Raw genomic sequence first — 15,031 nt, forward strand, 5'->3', positions numbered from 1 at the left:
CAGATGCCTGAAATCCAGGCGCGACGCCCGTTTTTTAAAGCCCAAGAAACAGCAGCATGATGAAGGTGGCGAAAAGGATGAAATGCGTCATTCCCTCGATCGCGTTGGTTTCACCGTCATTGAGGTTGATGGCGGCGGCGATGAGGGTGATGAAGACCATGACGGTCTGAACCGGCGTCATGGCCATGATGAAGGGCTGGCCGGTATAGAGCGCGATGCCCTCCATGACAGGCACGGTCAGGATAACAGTCGAGAGCGATGCGCCCATGGCGATATTGACCACGGCCTGCATGCGGTTGCGCAATGCGGAGCGGAGCGCGGTGAGGATTTCCGGTGATGCCGAGATTGTTGCCACCACGACCGCCATCAGTGCGGGCGGTGCGCTGGTGCCCTCGAGGCTTTCGCTCAGGAAGGTCGACATGAATTCCGCCAGCACGCCGATCAGCACCACGCCGGCGATGATGAGGCCGATGGAAAGCGGAACGCTGCCTTCGTCTTCCTCCTCGGCATGACCGTGTGACGGCTGGCCGGCCGGATGCGCCTTGCGGGGATAGGCGTAGCTGAAGAAATAGCTGTGAGGGCCAACCTGCATTTTGAGGAAGAGCGCATAAAGCGCGATCATCGCGACGATGGTGAAGGCGGAATAGACGTGCCAGCTCTGCTCTGGAATGAACTCCGGCACGATCATCGAAATACCCATGGCCGTGAGGATCATCACGCCATAGGTCTTGCCGGAATCGTCATTATAGGGCTGCTCGCCATGGCGAAGACCGCCGAGCAGGGCGGCCAGGCCCAGAATGCCGTTGATGTCGATCATGACGGCGGAATAGATCGTATCGCGCACGAGGGTGGGTGAACTGGATTCGCTCATGATGATGGCGAGGATCAGCACTTCCACGGCGACCGCCGAGAGGGTGAGGATCATCGTTCCATAGGGATCGCCGACCTTGGCGGCGAGGATTTCGGCGTGATGGGCGACCCGCATCGAGATGTGAACGATCAGTCCGATCAGCACGATTGCGGCAATGAGCGCCGCCGTTTTTCCGGCTTCGAATATGGCATGCTCGGTCATATAGGCGATGATTGCCGCCGGTATCGCGAGCAGCAGCATCCGCTCCTGTTTCAGAATAGAACCCGCCATTGATTTCCCTTCCCCTGTCAGACCCAGGCTGTGACGTATCGTCCGTGAGATCAAGCAGGATTTGCGCTTGAATGCTTTTGGTAGGATAGTGGTGTCGCAGGACATGCTGCTCATGCCGCGCTGTCCCATCGGGTGCAATGCTTGAAACGCGGTTGTGGTTGCCATGTCGCCTACCGAGACAGGAGGACCATGCATGACCAAAGTGGTGTATGAAATCGTCGAACATGACGGAGGCTTCGCCTACCGCATGAACGGCGCTTATTCCGAAACATTTCCTACCTATGCCGATGCGGTCGAGGCCGCGCGCATCGTTGCCGCCGAACAGCAGGTGGGAGGCGATGACGAGGAAATCAGCTATCAGGATGAGAGCGGCCACTGGCATGAGGAATATAGCCAGGGCGGCGATCGGCCGGAAGCCGAGGTGGTCGACAAGACGTCACAGCCGGCCAGACCGTTTTGATGAGCGAGTTTTGCGGTATCGATGCTGGACTGGCGCTAGCGCCGTTTCGGCGGAGCACCCGGATCGGTTTCTTTGAGATGACCCTTGAGGCCTTCCACGAGGGCGCTGAAGACGGCACGGCATCGCGGTGAAGTCTTGAGATTTTCATGCATCGCGACCCAGGTGTGGAGCGGGATGTCGATTTTCGGAAGCACCTGCACAAGCCGAGGGTCCTTGCGCGCCAGACCGATCTGACAGACGCCGATGCCCGCGCTGGCGCGGATCATGGCAAGCTGGGCGAGGTTGCTGTCGGCGCGGATTTCGAAGGAAATTTCCTCAATATCGGGTATTTCAGGATCGAGCGAGCGCATCCGCTGGATGGCCGCCCGGATGAAAGGCGTCTTGCGGTCGAAGCCGACCATGCGGTGATGGTTCAAATCTTCCATGCTCTTCGGAGCGCCGGCTCTCGCGAGATAGTCGCGCGTCGCGTGAAATCCCAGACGGAAATTACCGATGTAACGCATGACGATCGCATCCTGCTGCGGTTCGGTCATGCGAATGGCGATATCGGCCTCACGCCGCAAAAGGTCTTCCAGCGTATCGGAAAGCGAAAGCTCGATTTCAAGCCGCGGGTGCACCTCCTGCATGGCCGTGATGATCGGCGGCAGCATTTCCACGCCGATGATATCAGAGGCGCTGATGCGCACGGTGCCTTCGATCTTGCCGACCTCACCGGAGGCCGCGCGCATGAGGGCTGCGGTCGTCGCCGCTAGATTTTCCGCATAGGGACGGAGCGCAAGCGCTGCTTCCGTCGGCATCAATCCATGGGGCGAACGAATGAACAGCGGAAAACCGACGGCTTCTTCCAGAGCGCCGATGTGGCGTCCCGCCGTCGGCTGGGTGATGCCGAGTTCGCGCGCGGCGGCGGAAAGCGAACCGTCGCTCAGCACGCTGAGGAAGGTGCGATAAAAATCCCAGCTGATGTCACGGCTTCTGGTCATAAGATTTTGTATAGCTGCTCCACTCATTTGGATAATTTCGTATATCGTAGAACGGGACGATACTCCAGCCCACAACAAGGAGTACGGCGATGATATATGAAAACAACGCAGATACAGCGGCGAATGACCGGCCTCTGGCCCTGATTTTGGGGGTGAATGGCGGTGTCGGCAGTCAGGTCTCCAGGATGCTGCAGCAACGCGGCTGGCGGGTGAGGGCGATGACACGGCAGCAAACGGCGTCCCGTACAAATGGTGATGTCGAGTTCGTAACCGGAGACGCCATGAACCGGCAGGATGTTCTGGACGCGGCAAAGGATGCGCGGCTGATCGTCCATGCGGTTAATCCTCCGGGATATCGCAACTGGGACAGGCAGGTATTGCCGATGCTGGACAATACCATCGCCGCTGCCGAGGCCTGCGGGGCGAGGATCGTCTTTCCGGGCAGCGTCTATAATTTCGGCCCGGATGCTTTTCCTCTCCTGACGGAAGAGAGCCCACAAAAGCCCTTTACCCGCAAGGGCACACTGCGTGTGGAAATGGAGCGGCGGCTGAAAATGGCGTCGATGCGTGGCGTGCCGGTACTGATCGTCCGGGCGGGGGATTTCTTTGGGCCGGATGCGAGAAATAACTGGTTTTCGCAGATGCTGGTAAGGCCGGGAAAGCCGGTCCGCAGCGTCCAGAATCCCGCCGCCCCTCATGCGGGGCATCAATGGGCCTATCTGCCTGACGTGGCGGAGACGATTGGCCGGCTGCTGGACCGGGCAGGCGAGCTTCCGGCTTTCGCCGTCTATCACATGGAAGGTTTCTGGGATTTCGATGGGCTGCAGCTGATTGACGCGATCGAGCGGGTTGTGGGGCATCCGGTCAAGCGGAGGCGGCTATTCTGGTCGGGCATCAAATTGGCCGCCCCTTTCGTTCCCCTGTTCCGCGAAGTGCTGGAAATGCAATATCTCTGGCAGATGCCGATCCGGATGAGCAATCGCAAGCTGACGGATTTCCTTGGAACGGAACCCAAAACACCAATCGATGTCGCGGTATCCGCGACATTGGCGAGCCTCGGCTGCCTTGAGCAGAGGCAGGACCCGACGAGCCTTCCTCATCCGGCGGATGCCGGGGGCAGGGTGTGATGGCGACGGCTGCGAATGGAATGTCGGCTCGGCGTCGCCTGTTTGCCGTAATTTCGGCAAGCGTGCCGGTGCTGATCTTCGCGCAGGTGCTGCTGGCCGGGCTTTCGCTCTATTATGATGGATCGCTGCTTTCGCTGCACAAGGGGCTCGGTTTCCTGATCGCCGTTCCGATCCTGTCGCTGATGGTCCTCGCTCTGCGATATGACGAGCTGCGGCCTAACCTTGCCCGCGCGCTGGTCCTGCTCGGTCTTTATTGTCTTCAGGTGGCGCTGATGAGCATCGGCCGGGAAACGGGCAATGGCTTTCTGCAGGCGCTGCATGTGCCCAACGCCTTCGTCATGGGCGCGTTTTCCGATTTTGCCGCACGGCAGGCGCGAAGCCTGCGCTGAAAGAAATACGCCGCACCGCTCTCAAGCAGTGCGGCGTATTTGCTTGGTCCTTTATCAGGCGAGCGCCGGATAGTCGGTATAACCCTCGGCTCCGCCGCCATAGAAGGTCGGCTGGTTCGGCTCGTTGAGCGGCGCATCGTTTTTCAGGCGGCGCACCAGATCCGGATTGGCGATGAATGCCTTGCCGAAGGCCACGGCATCGACTTTGCCGCTTTCGACGGCTTCGATGGCGCTCTCGCGGTTGTAACCATTATTGGCGATCCACAGGCCCTTGCCGCCGGCATTGCGATAGGCGGCCTTGAAGGCTGCGTAATCGAAAGGCTTGTCGCCCTGCTTGAAATCGCGCGGACCGCCGGTTGCGCCTTCAACCACATGGATGAAGGCGAGATTGCGCTTGCCGAGCTGATCCGCCACGTAATTGTAGAGCGGCTGCGGGTCGGCCTCGAAAATATCGTTGGCGGGGGTAACGGGGGAAAGGCGGATGCCGGTGCGGCCCGCGCCAATCTCTTCCGCCACCGCATCGACAACTTCCAGCAGGAAGCGGGCGCGGTTTTCGATCGAGCCGCCATACTCATCCGTGCGCTGGTTGGTGCTGGATTTCAGGAACTGCTCGATCAGGTAGCCATTGGCGGCATGGATTTCGACGCCGTCGAAACCGGCCTCCAGAGCCGCGCGTGCGCCGCTGCGGTAATCCTCGAGGATGAGGCCGATATCGTCGATGGTGAGCGCGCGGGGCTCTGAGGTTTCGGCAAAGGCGCCGGTGCCGTCATCATTGATGATATAGGTCTTCGACTTGGCGGGAATGGCGGAAGGAGCAACCGGCTGACCGCCATGCGGCTGCAGCGAGGTGTGGGAAATGCGGCCCACATGCCAGATTTGCGCGACGATCTTGCCGCCGGCTGAATGCACGCCATCGGTGACCTGTTTCCAGCCTTCGATCGCTTCCCGCTTGTAGAGACCCGGAACGTCCGCATAACCCTGACCCTGCTGGGAAATCGGCGTGCCTTCGGTGACGATCAGCCCGGCTGTGGCGCGCTGCTCGTAATAGGTGGCGTTGAGATTGTTGGGAATTGCGCCCGGCGAGCGGTTGCGGGTGAGGGGGGCCATGACGATACGGTTGGCGAGTGCGATATCGCCGGCCTGTGCCGGTTCGAAAAGACTGGTCATGCGACTTCACTTTCTGGTCGGTTGGCGAAATTGCGCGGCAGGCGCGCTATCTGGGTCGGGTGCCGGATCGAAACCCGCGTTGCGGTTCCTGTCCGGCACCCCGGGGCTCAAAGCTTGGGAGGCTCAGAGATTGGCTTGCAGATAATTGCGGAAAGCGTCGATGGTTTCCTCGTTGCGTTCGAAAAACACCCATTGCCCGACCTTTTTCGACCTGATGAGACCGGCTGTCTGCAACACCGCCAGATGCGACGAGACGGTGGATTGCGACAGGCCGCTGATCTGAAACTGGTTGGCGCACACCCCCATGCTGAGCGGGTGCTCCTGACAGAAGTGACTTTCCGGGCGCTTCAGCCATTCCAGAAATTTCAGCCTTGCAGGGTGCGAAAGGGCCTTGAGGATTTCCTCCGGGTTCATCTGGGTTTCTTTAATATCTGACATGAACGATATTTATATCGGTCATTTTCGATATACAAGTCACGTCTCTGTGAGGACCGTGGGGAGTGGGCAGGCGGTTCCAAAAAAGAAGGCCGCTGGATGTCTCCGCGGCCTGACAAGTTTGAAGGTCAAAACCTCCAGAGGGGAACAGCTGTCGCGTGCCTTGGGCGAGCGTGACAGCCAACTAAAATATGGGAGCGGCAATAATGCAAAACAAGGTTGCATCATGCGATATTTCGCCAATTTGGAGAAAATTCTTGCGGGTAAAAAAAGAGGGCCGCCGGATAGATCCAGGGCCCTTTAAGTGTGAAGGTCAAAAACCTCCAGAGGGGAACAGCTGATGCGGTGGAACTGGGAGGAAAAGCCACCGTGTGCATCAGCTGAGAGCGATATGGTGCTTTTTTGTGCACGAAACAACTCTTTTTTGTGCAGGTCAGGCATGCGTACCACGCAGCCCTCGATATTTCCGGTATATTTTATGTGCAATGCTGCCGGAGAGCGCAAGCATTCCGCTCACGCAACGCTTTGCGTAAGCTGTTGAAATTAAAGCGCGATAGCCAAGCACCGTCTATTTTAACGTCAGAAGTTCCAGTTCCGCGCCTTGGCGACGATGAAGTCGCGGAAGGCTTTCAGCTTTGCAGCGTTTTTCATCTCGTCGGGATAACAGAAGTAGGTATCGAATGACGGAATATCTGCGGCGAGCGACAGCTGGATGAGGCCGGGATCGCGCCCGACGATATAGTCAGGCAAACAGGCGATGCCGATTCCCAACAGGCAGGCGCGCTTGATCGATGTCTGGCTGTTGATCTGCAGATGCGGCGTGCGCGTATTGTCGGAAGACCGTCCGGCATTTTCCAGCCAGTTGACATCAAGGAGATAGTTGGGCGCCGGCTCGCCGAAAGAGATGATGCGGTGGTTGTCGAGATCCTCGATCGACTGCGGCTCTCCGTGACGGTTGATGTAGGACGGCGCGGCATAGACGTGCATATGCACCGTGAACAGCTTGCGCTGGATGAGGTCCGACTGCTGCGGCTGGCGCAGACGGATGGCGCAATCGGCGTGGCGCATGTTCACGTCCAGCTCCTCATTGTCGAGGATGAGCTGGATCGACATTTCCGGGTAGAGCTGCAGGAACTCCTGCACCTTGTCCGTCAGCCAGCCCTGGCCGAGACCGACGGTCGTCGTCACGCGCAGCTTGCCGCTCGGCTTCTCCGTCGTCTCCGTCAGTTGCATCTTGACGGTTTCGAGCTTCAGCAGCACGTCATGGGCGGTGCGATAAAGCAGCTCGCCCTGTTCGGTGAGGATCAGGCCTCGGGCGTGGCGATGGAACAGCTTGACGCCGACATCCTGTTCCAGCGCGCTGACCTGACGGCTGATGGCCGACTGGGACAAATGCAGCTTGTCGGCAGCATGGGTGAAAGACCCCGCTTCGGCTGCGGCATGAAAAATGCGCAGTTTATCCCAGTCCAATGGCATTGCCATGCCTATCCTGCCTTTCGGTTATTCCGCTGCTACCGCGAGCGGTTGTTGCGCGGTGAGGTACCGTTCTGCTTCGAGGGCGGCCATGCAGCCCATGCCGGCGGCGGTGATTGCCTGACGGTAGATGTCGTCGGTGACGTCGCCGGCAGCGAAAATGCCCTCAACATCGGTTGCGGTGGAATCGGGTGCGGTCCACATATAGCCGTTGTCCTTGAGCTTCACCTTGCCCTTGAACAGTTCAACCGCCGGCGCGTGGCCGATGGCGACGAAGACGCCGTCGATCGGCGTGTCGCTGATCGCGCCGGTCTTGGTGTCACGCAACCTCACGCCCGAGACGGAGGGCGGCATTGGCGGCTTGGCGGGAGCGCCGGTGATTTCGGCGATTTCCGTGTTCCACAGGATCTTGACGTTTTCCTTCGCGAACAGCCGTTCCTGAAGGATTTTTTCCGAGCGGAAGCTGTCGCGGCGGTGCACGACGGTCACAGATTTAGCGATATGGGCGAGATAGAGCGCTTCCTCCACGGCGGAGTTACCGCCGCCGACCACGATCACATCCTTGTTGCGATAGAAGAAGCCGTCGCAGGTGGCGCAGGCGGAAACGCCGAAGCCCTGGAAATGCTGTTCGCTCTCGATACCCAGCCACTTGGCCTTGGCGCCGGTTGCGATGATCAGCGTGTCGGCGGTCCAGACCTGACCGGAATCGGTCTTGACCACGAAAGGCCGTACATTGGTTTCAACTTCGGTGACGAGGTCACTGACGATTTCCGCACCCACATGGGTCGCCTGCTTCAGCATCTGATCCATCAGCCAAGGGCCCTGGATCGGATCGGCAAAGCCCGGATAGTTCTCGACATCGGTGGTGATCATCAGCTGGCCGCCCTGTTCCATGCCGGCAATCAGCACGGGTTTCAGCATTGCGCGGGCCGCGTAGATCGCCGCGGTATAACCGGCGGGACCAGAGCCAATGATCAATACCTTGGTATGGCGGGCAGACATGGAAACATTCCTTTTTACGGTAGCGGGGCCTTTCAGCAGCAAGACCTTCCAGCCGCAACACGGCGGACAGGCCACAACCCCTTCATTGCCCGGTATTTAAGGTTGTCTAGTGTCTTTATTCAAGGGCAGCCTTGCGTTACCAACAAGGCAGTTGTGGATGCGCGCGCAATTTTGTGACCGGGAGGTGGCATAATGTTGCGAATCCCGCGCCGAATAGTACAAGGAAGTTCTCCAGCTTAACGAGGTACTCCTCCGTGACCAGCGTCGAACTCGATGCCATCGATCTGAAAATCCTGCGCGAATTGCAGCGCGACGGGCGTATGACCAATGTGGAACTGGCCGAAAGGGTCGGTATTTCCGCGCCGCCCTGCCTGAGGCGGGTCCGCAAGTTGGAGGAGGCGGGCGTGATCGAGGGTTATCACGCCATGTTGAACGCCCCGAAGCTCGGTTTCGACCTCGTCGCCTTCTGCATGATCGGTCTCAAGCGCCAGTCGGACAGCAATCTGAAGGCTTTTGCGGCGGCAACTGCCGGCTGGTCGCTGGTGCGGCAGGCCTGGATGGTGTCGGGCGAAAGCGACTTTCTGCTGCATTGCGTCGCCAAGAACCTGACGGAATTTCAGGATTTCGTCATCGAGGTTCTGACGGCGGACGAAAATGTCGATACGGTGCGCACCATGCTCACCATCCGTCAGGTCAAGCGCGTCGGTCTGGTGGAAATCTGATCGGCCGGCTTTTTGTCGGCTTCGGGGGGCATTACCCCCGCCGCAACGCCTCATAGACTTCGCCGAGACTTGTCGCTTCTTTTTCCAGCGGAAAAGTGCTGCGCACATGCGCAAGTCCGGCACTTGCGTGGGCTTTGGCCAGAGCAGGATCGGCGAGATAGGTCTTTATCGCGTCTCTCAGCGAGGCATAGTCACCCGCATCGACAACCGCCCCGGTCTCGCCCGTGACGATCATTTCCTCGTAAGCGCCGGCATTACTGGCGACAACGGCCGTCCCGGAGGCCATGGCTTCGAGCGGTGTCAGGCCGAAACCTTCATTGCGGGATGGGGCGACATAGAGCGTCAGCCGCCGGTACCAGGGCTTGATGTCGTCAACTTCGCCCTGAAATACGATGCGGTCGGCAAGGCCGGCTGCGGCGACATCGGCCTTGAGCGCATCACCGAAGGCCTTGTGTTCCGCCGTGACGCGGCCGGACACTACAGCTGTCCATTGCGGATGGTTGGGCAGAAGTTCGATCATGGCGCGCACAAATAGATCGGTGCCCTTCTGGTGGCGCACGCGTCCGAAACAGCCGATCAGATATTGGCCCGGCAGGCCGGTTGCCGCGATCGTATCTTCCGGACCGGTGGCCGGGTGGAAAAGGTCGGTATCGACGCCATGCATGACGACGCGATGGGGCACTTCCAGGAACGAGCCGGAGCGGGCGTTGGTCGCAACCACGGCATCCATCTTCGAAATCAGAAAACGGGTATAGGCGGAATGCCGCCTCTGTGCCGCGGAGGTAAAGAGCAGCTTCACCTTCATGCGCAGCACATCGCGCATCAGAAGACCCGGCAGCATTTCGAGGTTGCGGCGGGCATGCCAGATGCGCGGGCCACCCTGCGGGCCGTTTTGCCAGAGCCGCGACAGATCGCGGAAACGCACATGCGGCAGATGCGGCGGCAGGCCGGGGCCGATGGTGGCCACCTTCTGTCCCAGCCGGTTCTGCACCGGTATCAGCTGGACGATGGTGGAGGTGACGCCGGAGAGCCTGCGCTTGAAGTTCGGCGCAAGCACCTGCACATCTTTCAGACTGACGTGGGACAAGATGGGCTTCCGTCTCTACGGCTGGTTTGGAGATTCAATACGTCAAAAAGCAATGCGCCCGTGTGGGGCGCATTGCACGTCGGGGCAATCAGCCCCACTGTACCGCGAGAATCTCGTAGCCCTTGGCGCCGCCGGGCGCGTTGACTTCGATGCTGTCGCCGACTTCCTTGCCGATCAGGGCGCGGGCAATCGGCGAGGAGATGGAGATGCGGCCAGCCTTCACATCGGCTTCCTGGTCGCCGACGATCTGGTAGGTTCGTTCCTCGTCGCTATCTTCGTCGATCAGCTTGACGGTGGCGCCGAACTTGATCTTGGAACCGGACATCTTGGACAGGTCGATGACTTCCGCGCGTGCGGTCAGGTCTTCGAGTTCGGTGATGCGGCCTTCATTGTGGCTCTGGGCTTCCTTGGCAGCATGGTACTCGGCGTTTTCCGAAAGGTCGCCATGGGCGCGCGCTTCCGCAATTGCCTCGATGATACGGGGACGCTCCTCCTGCTGGCGAAAGCGCAGCTCCTCCTGCAGCTTGACGAATCCACCCTGAGTCATCGGTACTTTTTCTACCATTTTTTTATCCTTCGCATTCCGGTCGCTTTACTTGCAGACACAAAAAGAAACAGGTTCCGGAGAGGAACTCCGGAACCATGCCAAAATCATAACTGAGCCGACTATATCAGAAGACGACAGCGAAATGCCAGCAAATTTGAGGTGTGAGTATTTCCTCATTCAATCAAAGGCTTGACTGCCATTATTGACATTCTTCAATGGAACATATAGTGAACATTGCTATGAAGAAGTCGATCAGGCAACGGCTGGCCATTCTCTCCGACGCGGCGAAATATGATGCCTCCTGCGCATCGAGCGGCACGACAAAACGCAACTCCGCAGTGTCAGGCGGTCTGGGCTCCACGGAAGGGTCGGGCATCTGCCATGCCTATGCGCCGGACGGGCGCTGCATTTCGCTCCTGAAAATTCTGCTGACCAATTTCTGCATCTATGATTGCGCCTATTGCATTAACCGCTCTTCCAGCAATGTCGAGCGAGCGCGGTTTACGCCAGAAGAAGTGGTTTGGCTGACGCTGGAGTTTTATCGGCGTAACTATATCGAGGGGCTGTTCCTGTCCTCCGGCATCATCCGCTCCTCCGATCACACGATGGAAGAGATGGTGCGCGTGGCGCGTGAACTGCGCGTTACCCATGGTTTTCGCGGCTATATCCACCTGAAATCCATTCCCGAAGCGTCGCCCAGGCTGATCGAGGAGGCGGGGCTTTATGCGGATCGTCTTTCGATCAATATCGAATTGCCGACCGATAGCGGCATTGGCCGTTTCGCGCCGGAAAAGCAGCCCGCCAATATTCGCCGCTCCATGGCCGATATCCGTTTGAAGATCGAGGAGGCGGGGGAGCCGACCGTCCGGACACGCAAGACCAAGCGCTTTGCGCCGGCCGGTCAGAGCACGCAGATGATCGTGGGGGCCGATGGCGCAGACGATAGCACCATTCTCTCCACCAGCGCCCGGCTTTATGGCAGCTACGGTTTGCGGCGCGTTTATTATTCGGCCTTCAGCCCCATTCCGGATTCGTCGAAGAACCTGCCGCTCATCAAGCCGCCGCTCATGCGTGAACACCGGCTTTATCAGGCCGACTGGCTGTATCGCTTTTATGGCTTCGACATCGGTGAGATAACCGCGATCGGGGGCGATGGCATGCTCGATCTCGATATCGACCCGAAGCTCGCCTGGGCGCTGAAGCATCGCGAGCGTTTCCCTGTGGACGTCAACGTGGCGGATCGGGAAATGCTGCTGCGCGTGCCCGGTTTCGGTACGAAAACGGTCGCATCCATTCTGTCGTCGCGACGGTTCCGGCGGTTGCGGCTGGAGGATATCGCCCGCTTTGGTGTTTCCCTGAAAAAGGTGAAGGCCTTCATCGTCGCAGAGGGCTGGACGCCGGGCAAGCTGACCGAGCGGCCGGATTTGCGGGCGATGTTTGCGCCGCAGCCCGAGCAATTGTCGCTCCTGTGATGTACGGCCCGGTTCTGGAAGGGCGGGGTGATTTCGGCGAGTGGCGCGATGCCGCCCGCGCGGCGCTTGCCGCCGATATTCGACCCGAGATGATTGACTGGCGGTTGCGGGATGACGGGGCAGGGCTGTTGGATTTTGCCGGCGAGCCCTTGCCGGCGGCCGGTTCTGGGTCCGGGCAGGTTTCCGTTCCAGCTTCGTTCGTGGCGCTGGCGCAGGCCGTCATCTGTCATAGCGATGCAGGCCGTTTTGCACTGCTTTACCGGCTGTTGTGGCGGCTGAGGCAGGATCGCGCACTGTTGCAGTTCAAGTCCGATCCGGATGTTTCAGAGGTCCGGCTGCTTGAGAAATCCGTCAGACGCGATTGTCACAAGATGACTGCTTTTGTCCGTTTCAAGGAAGTGCCCTTGCCTCAGGGGCAGGGCGGGCGGCGGCGGTTTATTGCCTGGTTTGAGCCTGACCATTTCATCGTCGAGCGCACGGCCGCGTTTTTCCAGCGGCGGTTTACCGACATGGACTGGCTGATCGCCACGCCGAAGGGCTCTGCACGGTGGGACGGAAACGCGCTGGAGACATCGCGGGAAGCGGCGGAAAAGCCTGATCTGACGGACGAGACGGATGAACTCTGGCGGACCTATTATGCCAATATATTCAATCCGGCCCGCCTGAAGATCAAAGCCATGACGGCGGAGATGCCAAAGAAATACTGGAAGAACCTGCCGGAAGCCGATCTCATTCCCGGTCTGATTCTCGGAGCAGAGGCGCGGGTGCTGGAGATGGCCGCCAAAGCGGCAAGCCAGCCGCAGCCGTTTCACCACCGCCTGCAGGCTGCGGCCGCTGCACGGGAGACGCCGCAACCGGTGCCGGATGGTACGCTCGCGTCGCTGGCGCGGGAGGCGGGCCATTGCACCCGCTGCCCCCTGCATTGCAACGCCACGCAGACGGTTTTCGGCTCTGGCCCAGAGGATGCGAACATCATGATCGTGGGCGAGCAGCCGGGCGATCACGAGGATCTCGCCGGCAAACCTTTCGTCGGCCCGGCCGGCCAGCTCTTTGACCGGACTCTCGCCCAAATCGGCATCGAACGCAAAAAGCTTTACGTCACCAATGCCGTCAAGCACTTCAAATACGAAACGCGCGGCAAACGGCGCATTCATCAGCGTCCGAATGCGGGCGAAGTGGAGCAATGCCGCTGGTGGCTCAATCAGGAAATCGCGCTTGTTCGGCCAAAACTGATCGTTGCCATGGGCGCAACGGCGCTTTATGCGCTGACCGGCGGCAAGGAAAAGGTCACGGAGATACGGGGGCGTCCTTTGCCAATGGAGGAGGGCCGGACGCTTTTTGTCACTGTGCACCCGTCCTATCTACTGCGCCTTGTCGATACGCAGGCGAAAGAGGCGGAGATGGCAAGATTCACAAAGGATATGCATTTTATTAGAACGTTCGAATAGATTTCTGTCTACGATTGGAGATTTATTTCAATGGGCGAATATTAACTTACAGTAGTATAATTTATTGATTATTTATATGTTATTTTTATTAAAATTTTATACTTAATATTATAATTAAGTCCTCCGAATTTATATGGACAAATCATGTTGGGTGAGCTCGACCTTACGACAGTCATATTGATGCAAAAGTGTTCCTACATCGTTGGGCTTTTGAGTTTTATCTACCTGAAAATGACCAATCGCGATTTGCGCGGTCCCATTCCTCTCGCGGCGGGTTTTGCGACGATGGCGATTGGCTCCACGCTTGCCGGTTACGGAGAATGGGGAATATTGTCGCCGGCTTTATGGCAACTGGGCAGTGTCGTTTTTGGTGTTGTCGGTTATGCGCTGATCTGGCTCGGCTTGAAGACGTTGAGCGATGGACGCGCCGTAGACCGGCGAATCCTATCCTTTGTATGTTTTATCGCCGTGCTGACGATGGTCGTCGCGCATCAGGTGGCGGACAATAATGCGCTTCGCGCGGCGCTCTTCAATGGCTGCGCGTCGCTGGCCTATATCGCCGGGGCGTTGGTGCTTTTTGCCGGATGGCGCAGGGAGCCGCTGCTTTCCCGTCTGGCGCTTGGTGCGATTACCGGCGTCTCCGGTCTCATTTCGCTGGCGGTGATGAAAAGTGTGCTTTTTCCCGGCTATGCCACCCTCAATCTGGTCAATGCGTTTTTCTTCATCATCATGCTGAACTTCGCGATCGCCCTGTTCGTGATGATGCTGGTTGCCGAGCGGTCGGAACGGAAATTGCTGGTTCTTGCCAATACGGACCCCCTGACCGGCGTTAAGAACCGGCGCTTCTTCTTCCAGACCATGCCCGCGACGCCTCATCCCGCCGACGCGGCCATGTTGCTCGATATCGATCACTTCAAGTCGATCAACGACCGTTTCGGCCACGCCGTCGGCGATAGCGTGCTGCAGGAAGTGGCAAAGCGCATTGGCGGTAGCATTCGTGGTGGGGATGTGCTGGCGCGTTACGGTGGTGAGGAATTCATCATCTATCTGCCTGGCGCCGGCGTTCACAAGGCCTGCATGATCGGCGAACGTATTCGCGATGCGATTGCGGTCAGCGAGGTCGACTGCGGCGGTCTGCGTGTCGGAGTGACGATCAGCATCGGCGTTGCCGCCACCGGCGACATGCGCTGCGATCTCCAGACGCTTGCCGAAATGGCGGATCGTGCGCTTTACCGGGCAAAGACCGAAGGGCGCAACTGCGTCCGCGAGGCGCTGGCGGCCTAGGGGCATCCTCGTTTCTGCGGCTGGCAGCTTGCGGCTCAGCCGCTCGGCGCACTCGCATCCATCGCGGCGCGATGCCGTAGGGCCTCTTTCAACAATATCTCGATCTGGGCATTGATGCTGCGCAGTTCATCGCTCGCGGTGTGGCGGATTTCATTCAAGATTGCCGGTTCGATCCGCAGCGGAAAAGCCACGCGCTCCGGGCCTGGCGGACGTCCAGCCATGAGTTAACCCTGCAGCTTCAAGTTCAGGGAAATCATGCGACCGCTGGCGGGGGCGGATTTTTCAGGTGTAGGAAAA

At 59.0% G+C, this 15,031-nt stretch carries 16 protein-coding genes; 7 read left to right on the forward strand and 9 right to left on the reverse strand.

The window, feature by feature from the left end; genetic code table 11:
- Nucleotides 1-34 precede the first annotated feature (34 nt).
- The gene (locus V6R85_RS09070) at nt 35-1,141 is read right to left on the reverse strand and encodes a calcium:proton antiporter (protein ID WP_112958660.1); all 1,107 of its coding nucleotides are present in this window, start codon (nt 1,139-1,141) and stop codon (nt 35-37) included.
- Between the two features lie 193 nt (nt 1,142-1,334).
- Here V6R85_RS09070 and V6R85_RS09075 point away from each other — a divergent pair, with 193 nt between their 5' ends.
- Nucleotides 1,335-1,601 carry a DUF2188 domain-containing protein gene (locus tag V6R85_RS09075; protein WP_004430396.1) on the forward strand — a complete coding sequence of 89 codons (267 nt, stop codon included), beginning with the start codon at nt 1,335-1,337 and terminating at the stop codon, nt 1,599-1,601.
- A gap of 35 nt (nt 1,602-1,636) precedes the next feature.
- Here V6R85_RS09075 and V6R85_RS09080 read toward each other — a convergent pair whose 3' ends face one another.
- The gene (locus tag V6R85_RS09080) at nt 1,637-2,581 is read right to left on the reverse strand and encodes a LysR family transcriptional regulator (RefSeq protein WP_004430398.1); all 945 of its coding nucleotides are present in this window, start codon (nt 2,579-2,581) and stop codon (nt 1,637-1,639) included.
- An 89-nt stretch (nt 2,582-2,670) separates the two neighbouring features.
- Here V6R85_RS09080 and V6R85_RS09085 point away from each other — a divergent pair, with 89 nt between their 5' ends.
- Together V6R85_RS09085 and V6R85_RS09090 are read left to right on the forward strand one after the other, a co-directional pair.
- Nucleotides 2,671-3,708, forward strand: a complete 1,038-nt coding sequence (locus tag V6R85_RS09085) for an NAD-dependent epimerase/dehydratase family protein (protein WP_111834714.1) — start codon at nt 2,671-2,673, stop codon at nt 3,706-3,708.
- Entirely contained in the window at nt 3,708-4,097 is a 390-nt protein-coding gene (locus V6R85_RS09090; protein ID WP_004430402.1) for a DUF6220 domain-containing protein, read from the forward strand. The genes V6R85_RS09085 and V6R85_RS09090 overlap by 1 nt, the downstream gene beginning before the upstream one ends.
- Nucleotides 4,098-4,151: 54 nt before the next feature.
- Here V6R85_RS09090 and V6R85_RS09095 read toward each other — a convergent pair whose 3' ends face one another.
- From V6R85_RS09095 to trxB, 4 genes are all read right to left on the reverse strand, one after another.
- A complete protein-coding gene (locus V6R85_RS09095; protein ID WP_060725136.1) occupies nt 4,152-5,264 on the reverse strand; it encodes an alkene reductase in 1,113 nt (370 codons plus the stop codon).
- 123 nt (nt 5,265-5,387) lie between these two features.
- Nucleotides 5,388-5,678 carry an ArsR/SmtB family transcription factor gene (locus V6R85_RS09100; RefSeq protein WP_004430405.1) on the reverse strand — a complete coding sequence of 97 codons (291 nt, stop codon included), beginning with the start codon at nt 5,676-5,678 and terminating at the stop codon, nt 5,388-5,390.
- A 600-nt stretch (nt 5,679-6,278) separates the two neighbouring features.
- A complete protein-coding gene (locus tag V6R85_RS09105; protein WP_020011327.1) occupies nt 6,279-7,175 on the reverse strand; it encodes a LysR family transcriptional regulator VtlR in 897 nt (298 codons plus the stop codon).
- A 24-nt stretch (nt 7,176-7,199) separates the two neighbouring features.
- Entirely contained in the window at nt 7,200-8,174 is a 975-nt protein-coding gene (trxB, locus tag V6R85_RS09110) for a thioredoxin-disulfide reductase (RefSeq protein WP_004430412.1), read from the reverse strand.
- 254 nt (nt 8,175-8,428) lie between these two features.
- On the opposite strand from trxB, the gene V6R85_RS09115 reads away from it, so the two are divergent.
- Nucleotides 8,429-8,896: an Lrp/AsnC family transcriptional regulator gene (locus V6R85_RS09115; RefSeq protein WP_004430414.1), complete on the forward strand. Its 468-nt coding sequence runs from the start codon at nt 8,429-8,431 to the stop codon at nt 8,894-8,896.
- A 31-nt stretch (nt 8,897-8,927) separates the two neighbouring features.
- On the opposite strand, the gene V6R85_RS09120 is transcribed toward V6R85_RS09115, so the two are convergent.
- Both V6R85_RS09120 and greA read right to left on the reverse strand, forming a co-directional pair.
- Nucleotides 8,928-9,983, reverse strand: a complete 1,056-nt coding sequence (locus tag V6R85_RS09120; protein WP_111834715.1) for a glycosyltransferase family 4 protein — start codon at nt 9,981-9,983, stop codon at nt 8,928-8,930.
- An 88-nt stretch (nt 9,984-10,071) separates the two neighbouring features.
- Nucleotides 10,072-10,548: a transcription elongation factor GreA gene (greA, locus tag V6R85_RS09125; protein WP_004430419.1), complete on the reverse strand. Its 477-nt coding sequence runs from the start codon at nt 10,546-10,548 to the stop codon at nt 10,072-10,074.
- Between the two features lie 221 nt (nt 10,549-10,769).
- On the opposite strand from greA, the gene V6R85_RS09130 reads away from it, so the two are divergent.
- From V6R85_RS09130 to V6R85_RS09140, 3 genes are all read left to right on the forward strand, one after another.
- On the forward strand, nt 10,770-12,002 hold the full coding sequence (locus V6R85_RS09130; RefSeq protein ID WP_111834716.1) for a putative DNA modification/repair radical SAM protein: 1,233 nt from the start codon (nt 10,770-10,772) through the stop codon (nt 12,000-12,002).
- A complete protein-coding gene (locus tag V6R85_RS09135) occupies nt 12,002-13,450 on the forward strand; it encodes a UdgX family uracil-DNA binding protein (RefSeq protein ID WP_111834717.1) in 1,449 nt (482 codons plus the stop codon). The genes V6R85_RS09130 and V6R85_RS09135 overlap by 1 nt, the downstream gene beginning before the upstream one ends.
- Nucleotides 13,451-13,594: 144 nt before the next feature.
- Nucleotides 13,595-14,734, forward strand: a complete 1,140-nt coding sequence (locus tag V6R85_RS09140) for a GGDEF domain-containing protein (protein ID WP_111834718.1) — start codon at nt 13,595-13,597, stop codon at nt 14,732-14,734.
- 35 nt (nt 14,735-14,769) lie between these two features.
- Here the strand turns inward: V6R85_RS09140 and V6R85_RS09145 are convergent, their stop codons facing one another.
- A complete protein-coding gene (locus tag V6R85_RS09145) occupies nt 14,770-14,955 on the reverse strand; it encodes a hypothetical protein (protein WP_020011319.1) in 186 nt (61 codons plus the stop codon).
- Between the last annotated feature and the right edge of the window lie 76 nt (nt 14,956-15,031).

It is taken from the genome of Agrobacterium sp. CCNWLW32, from assembly GCF_037083425.1.
Lineage (GTDB): Bacteria > Pseudomonadota > Alphaproteobacteria > Rhizobiales > Rhizobiaceae > Agrobacterium > Agrobacterium radiobacter.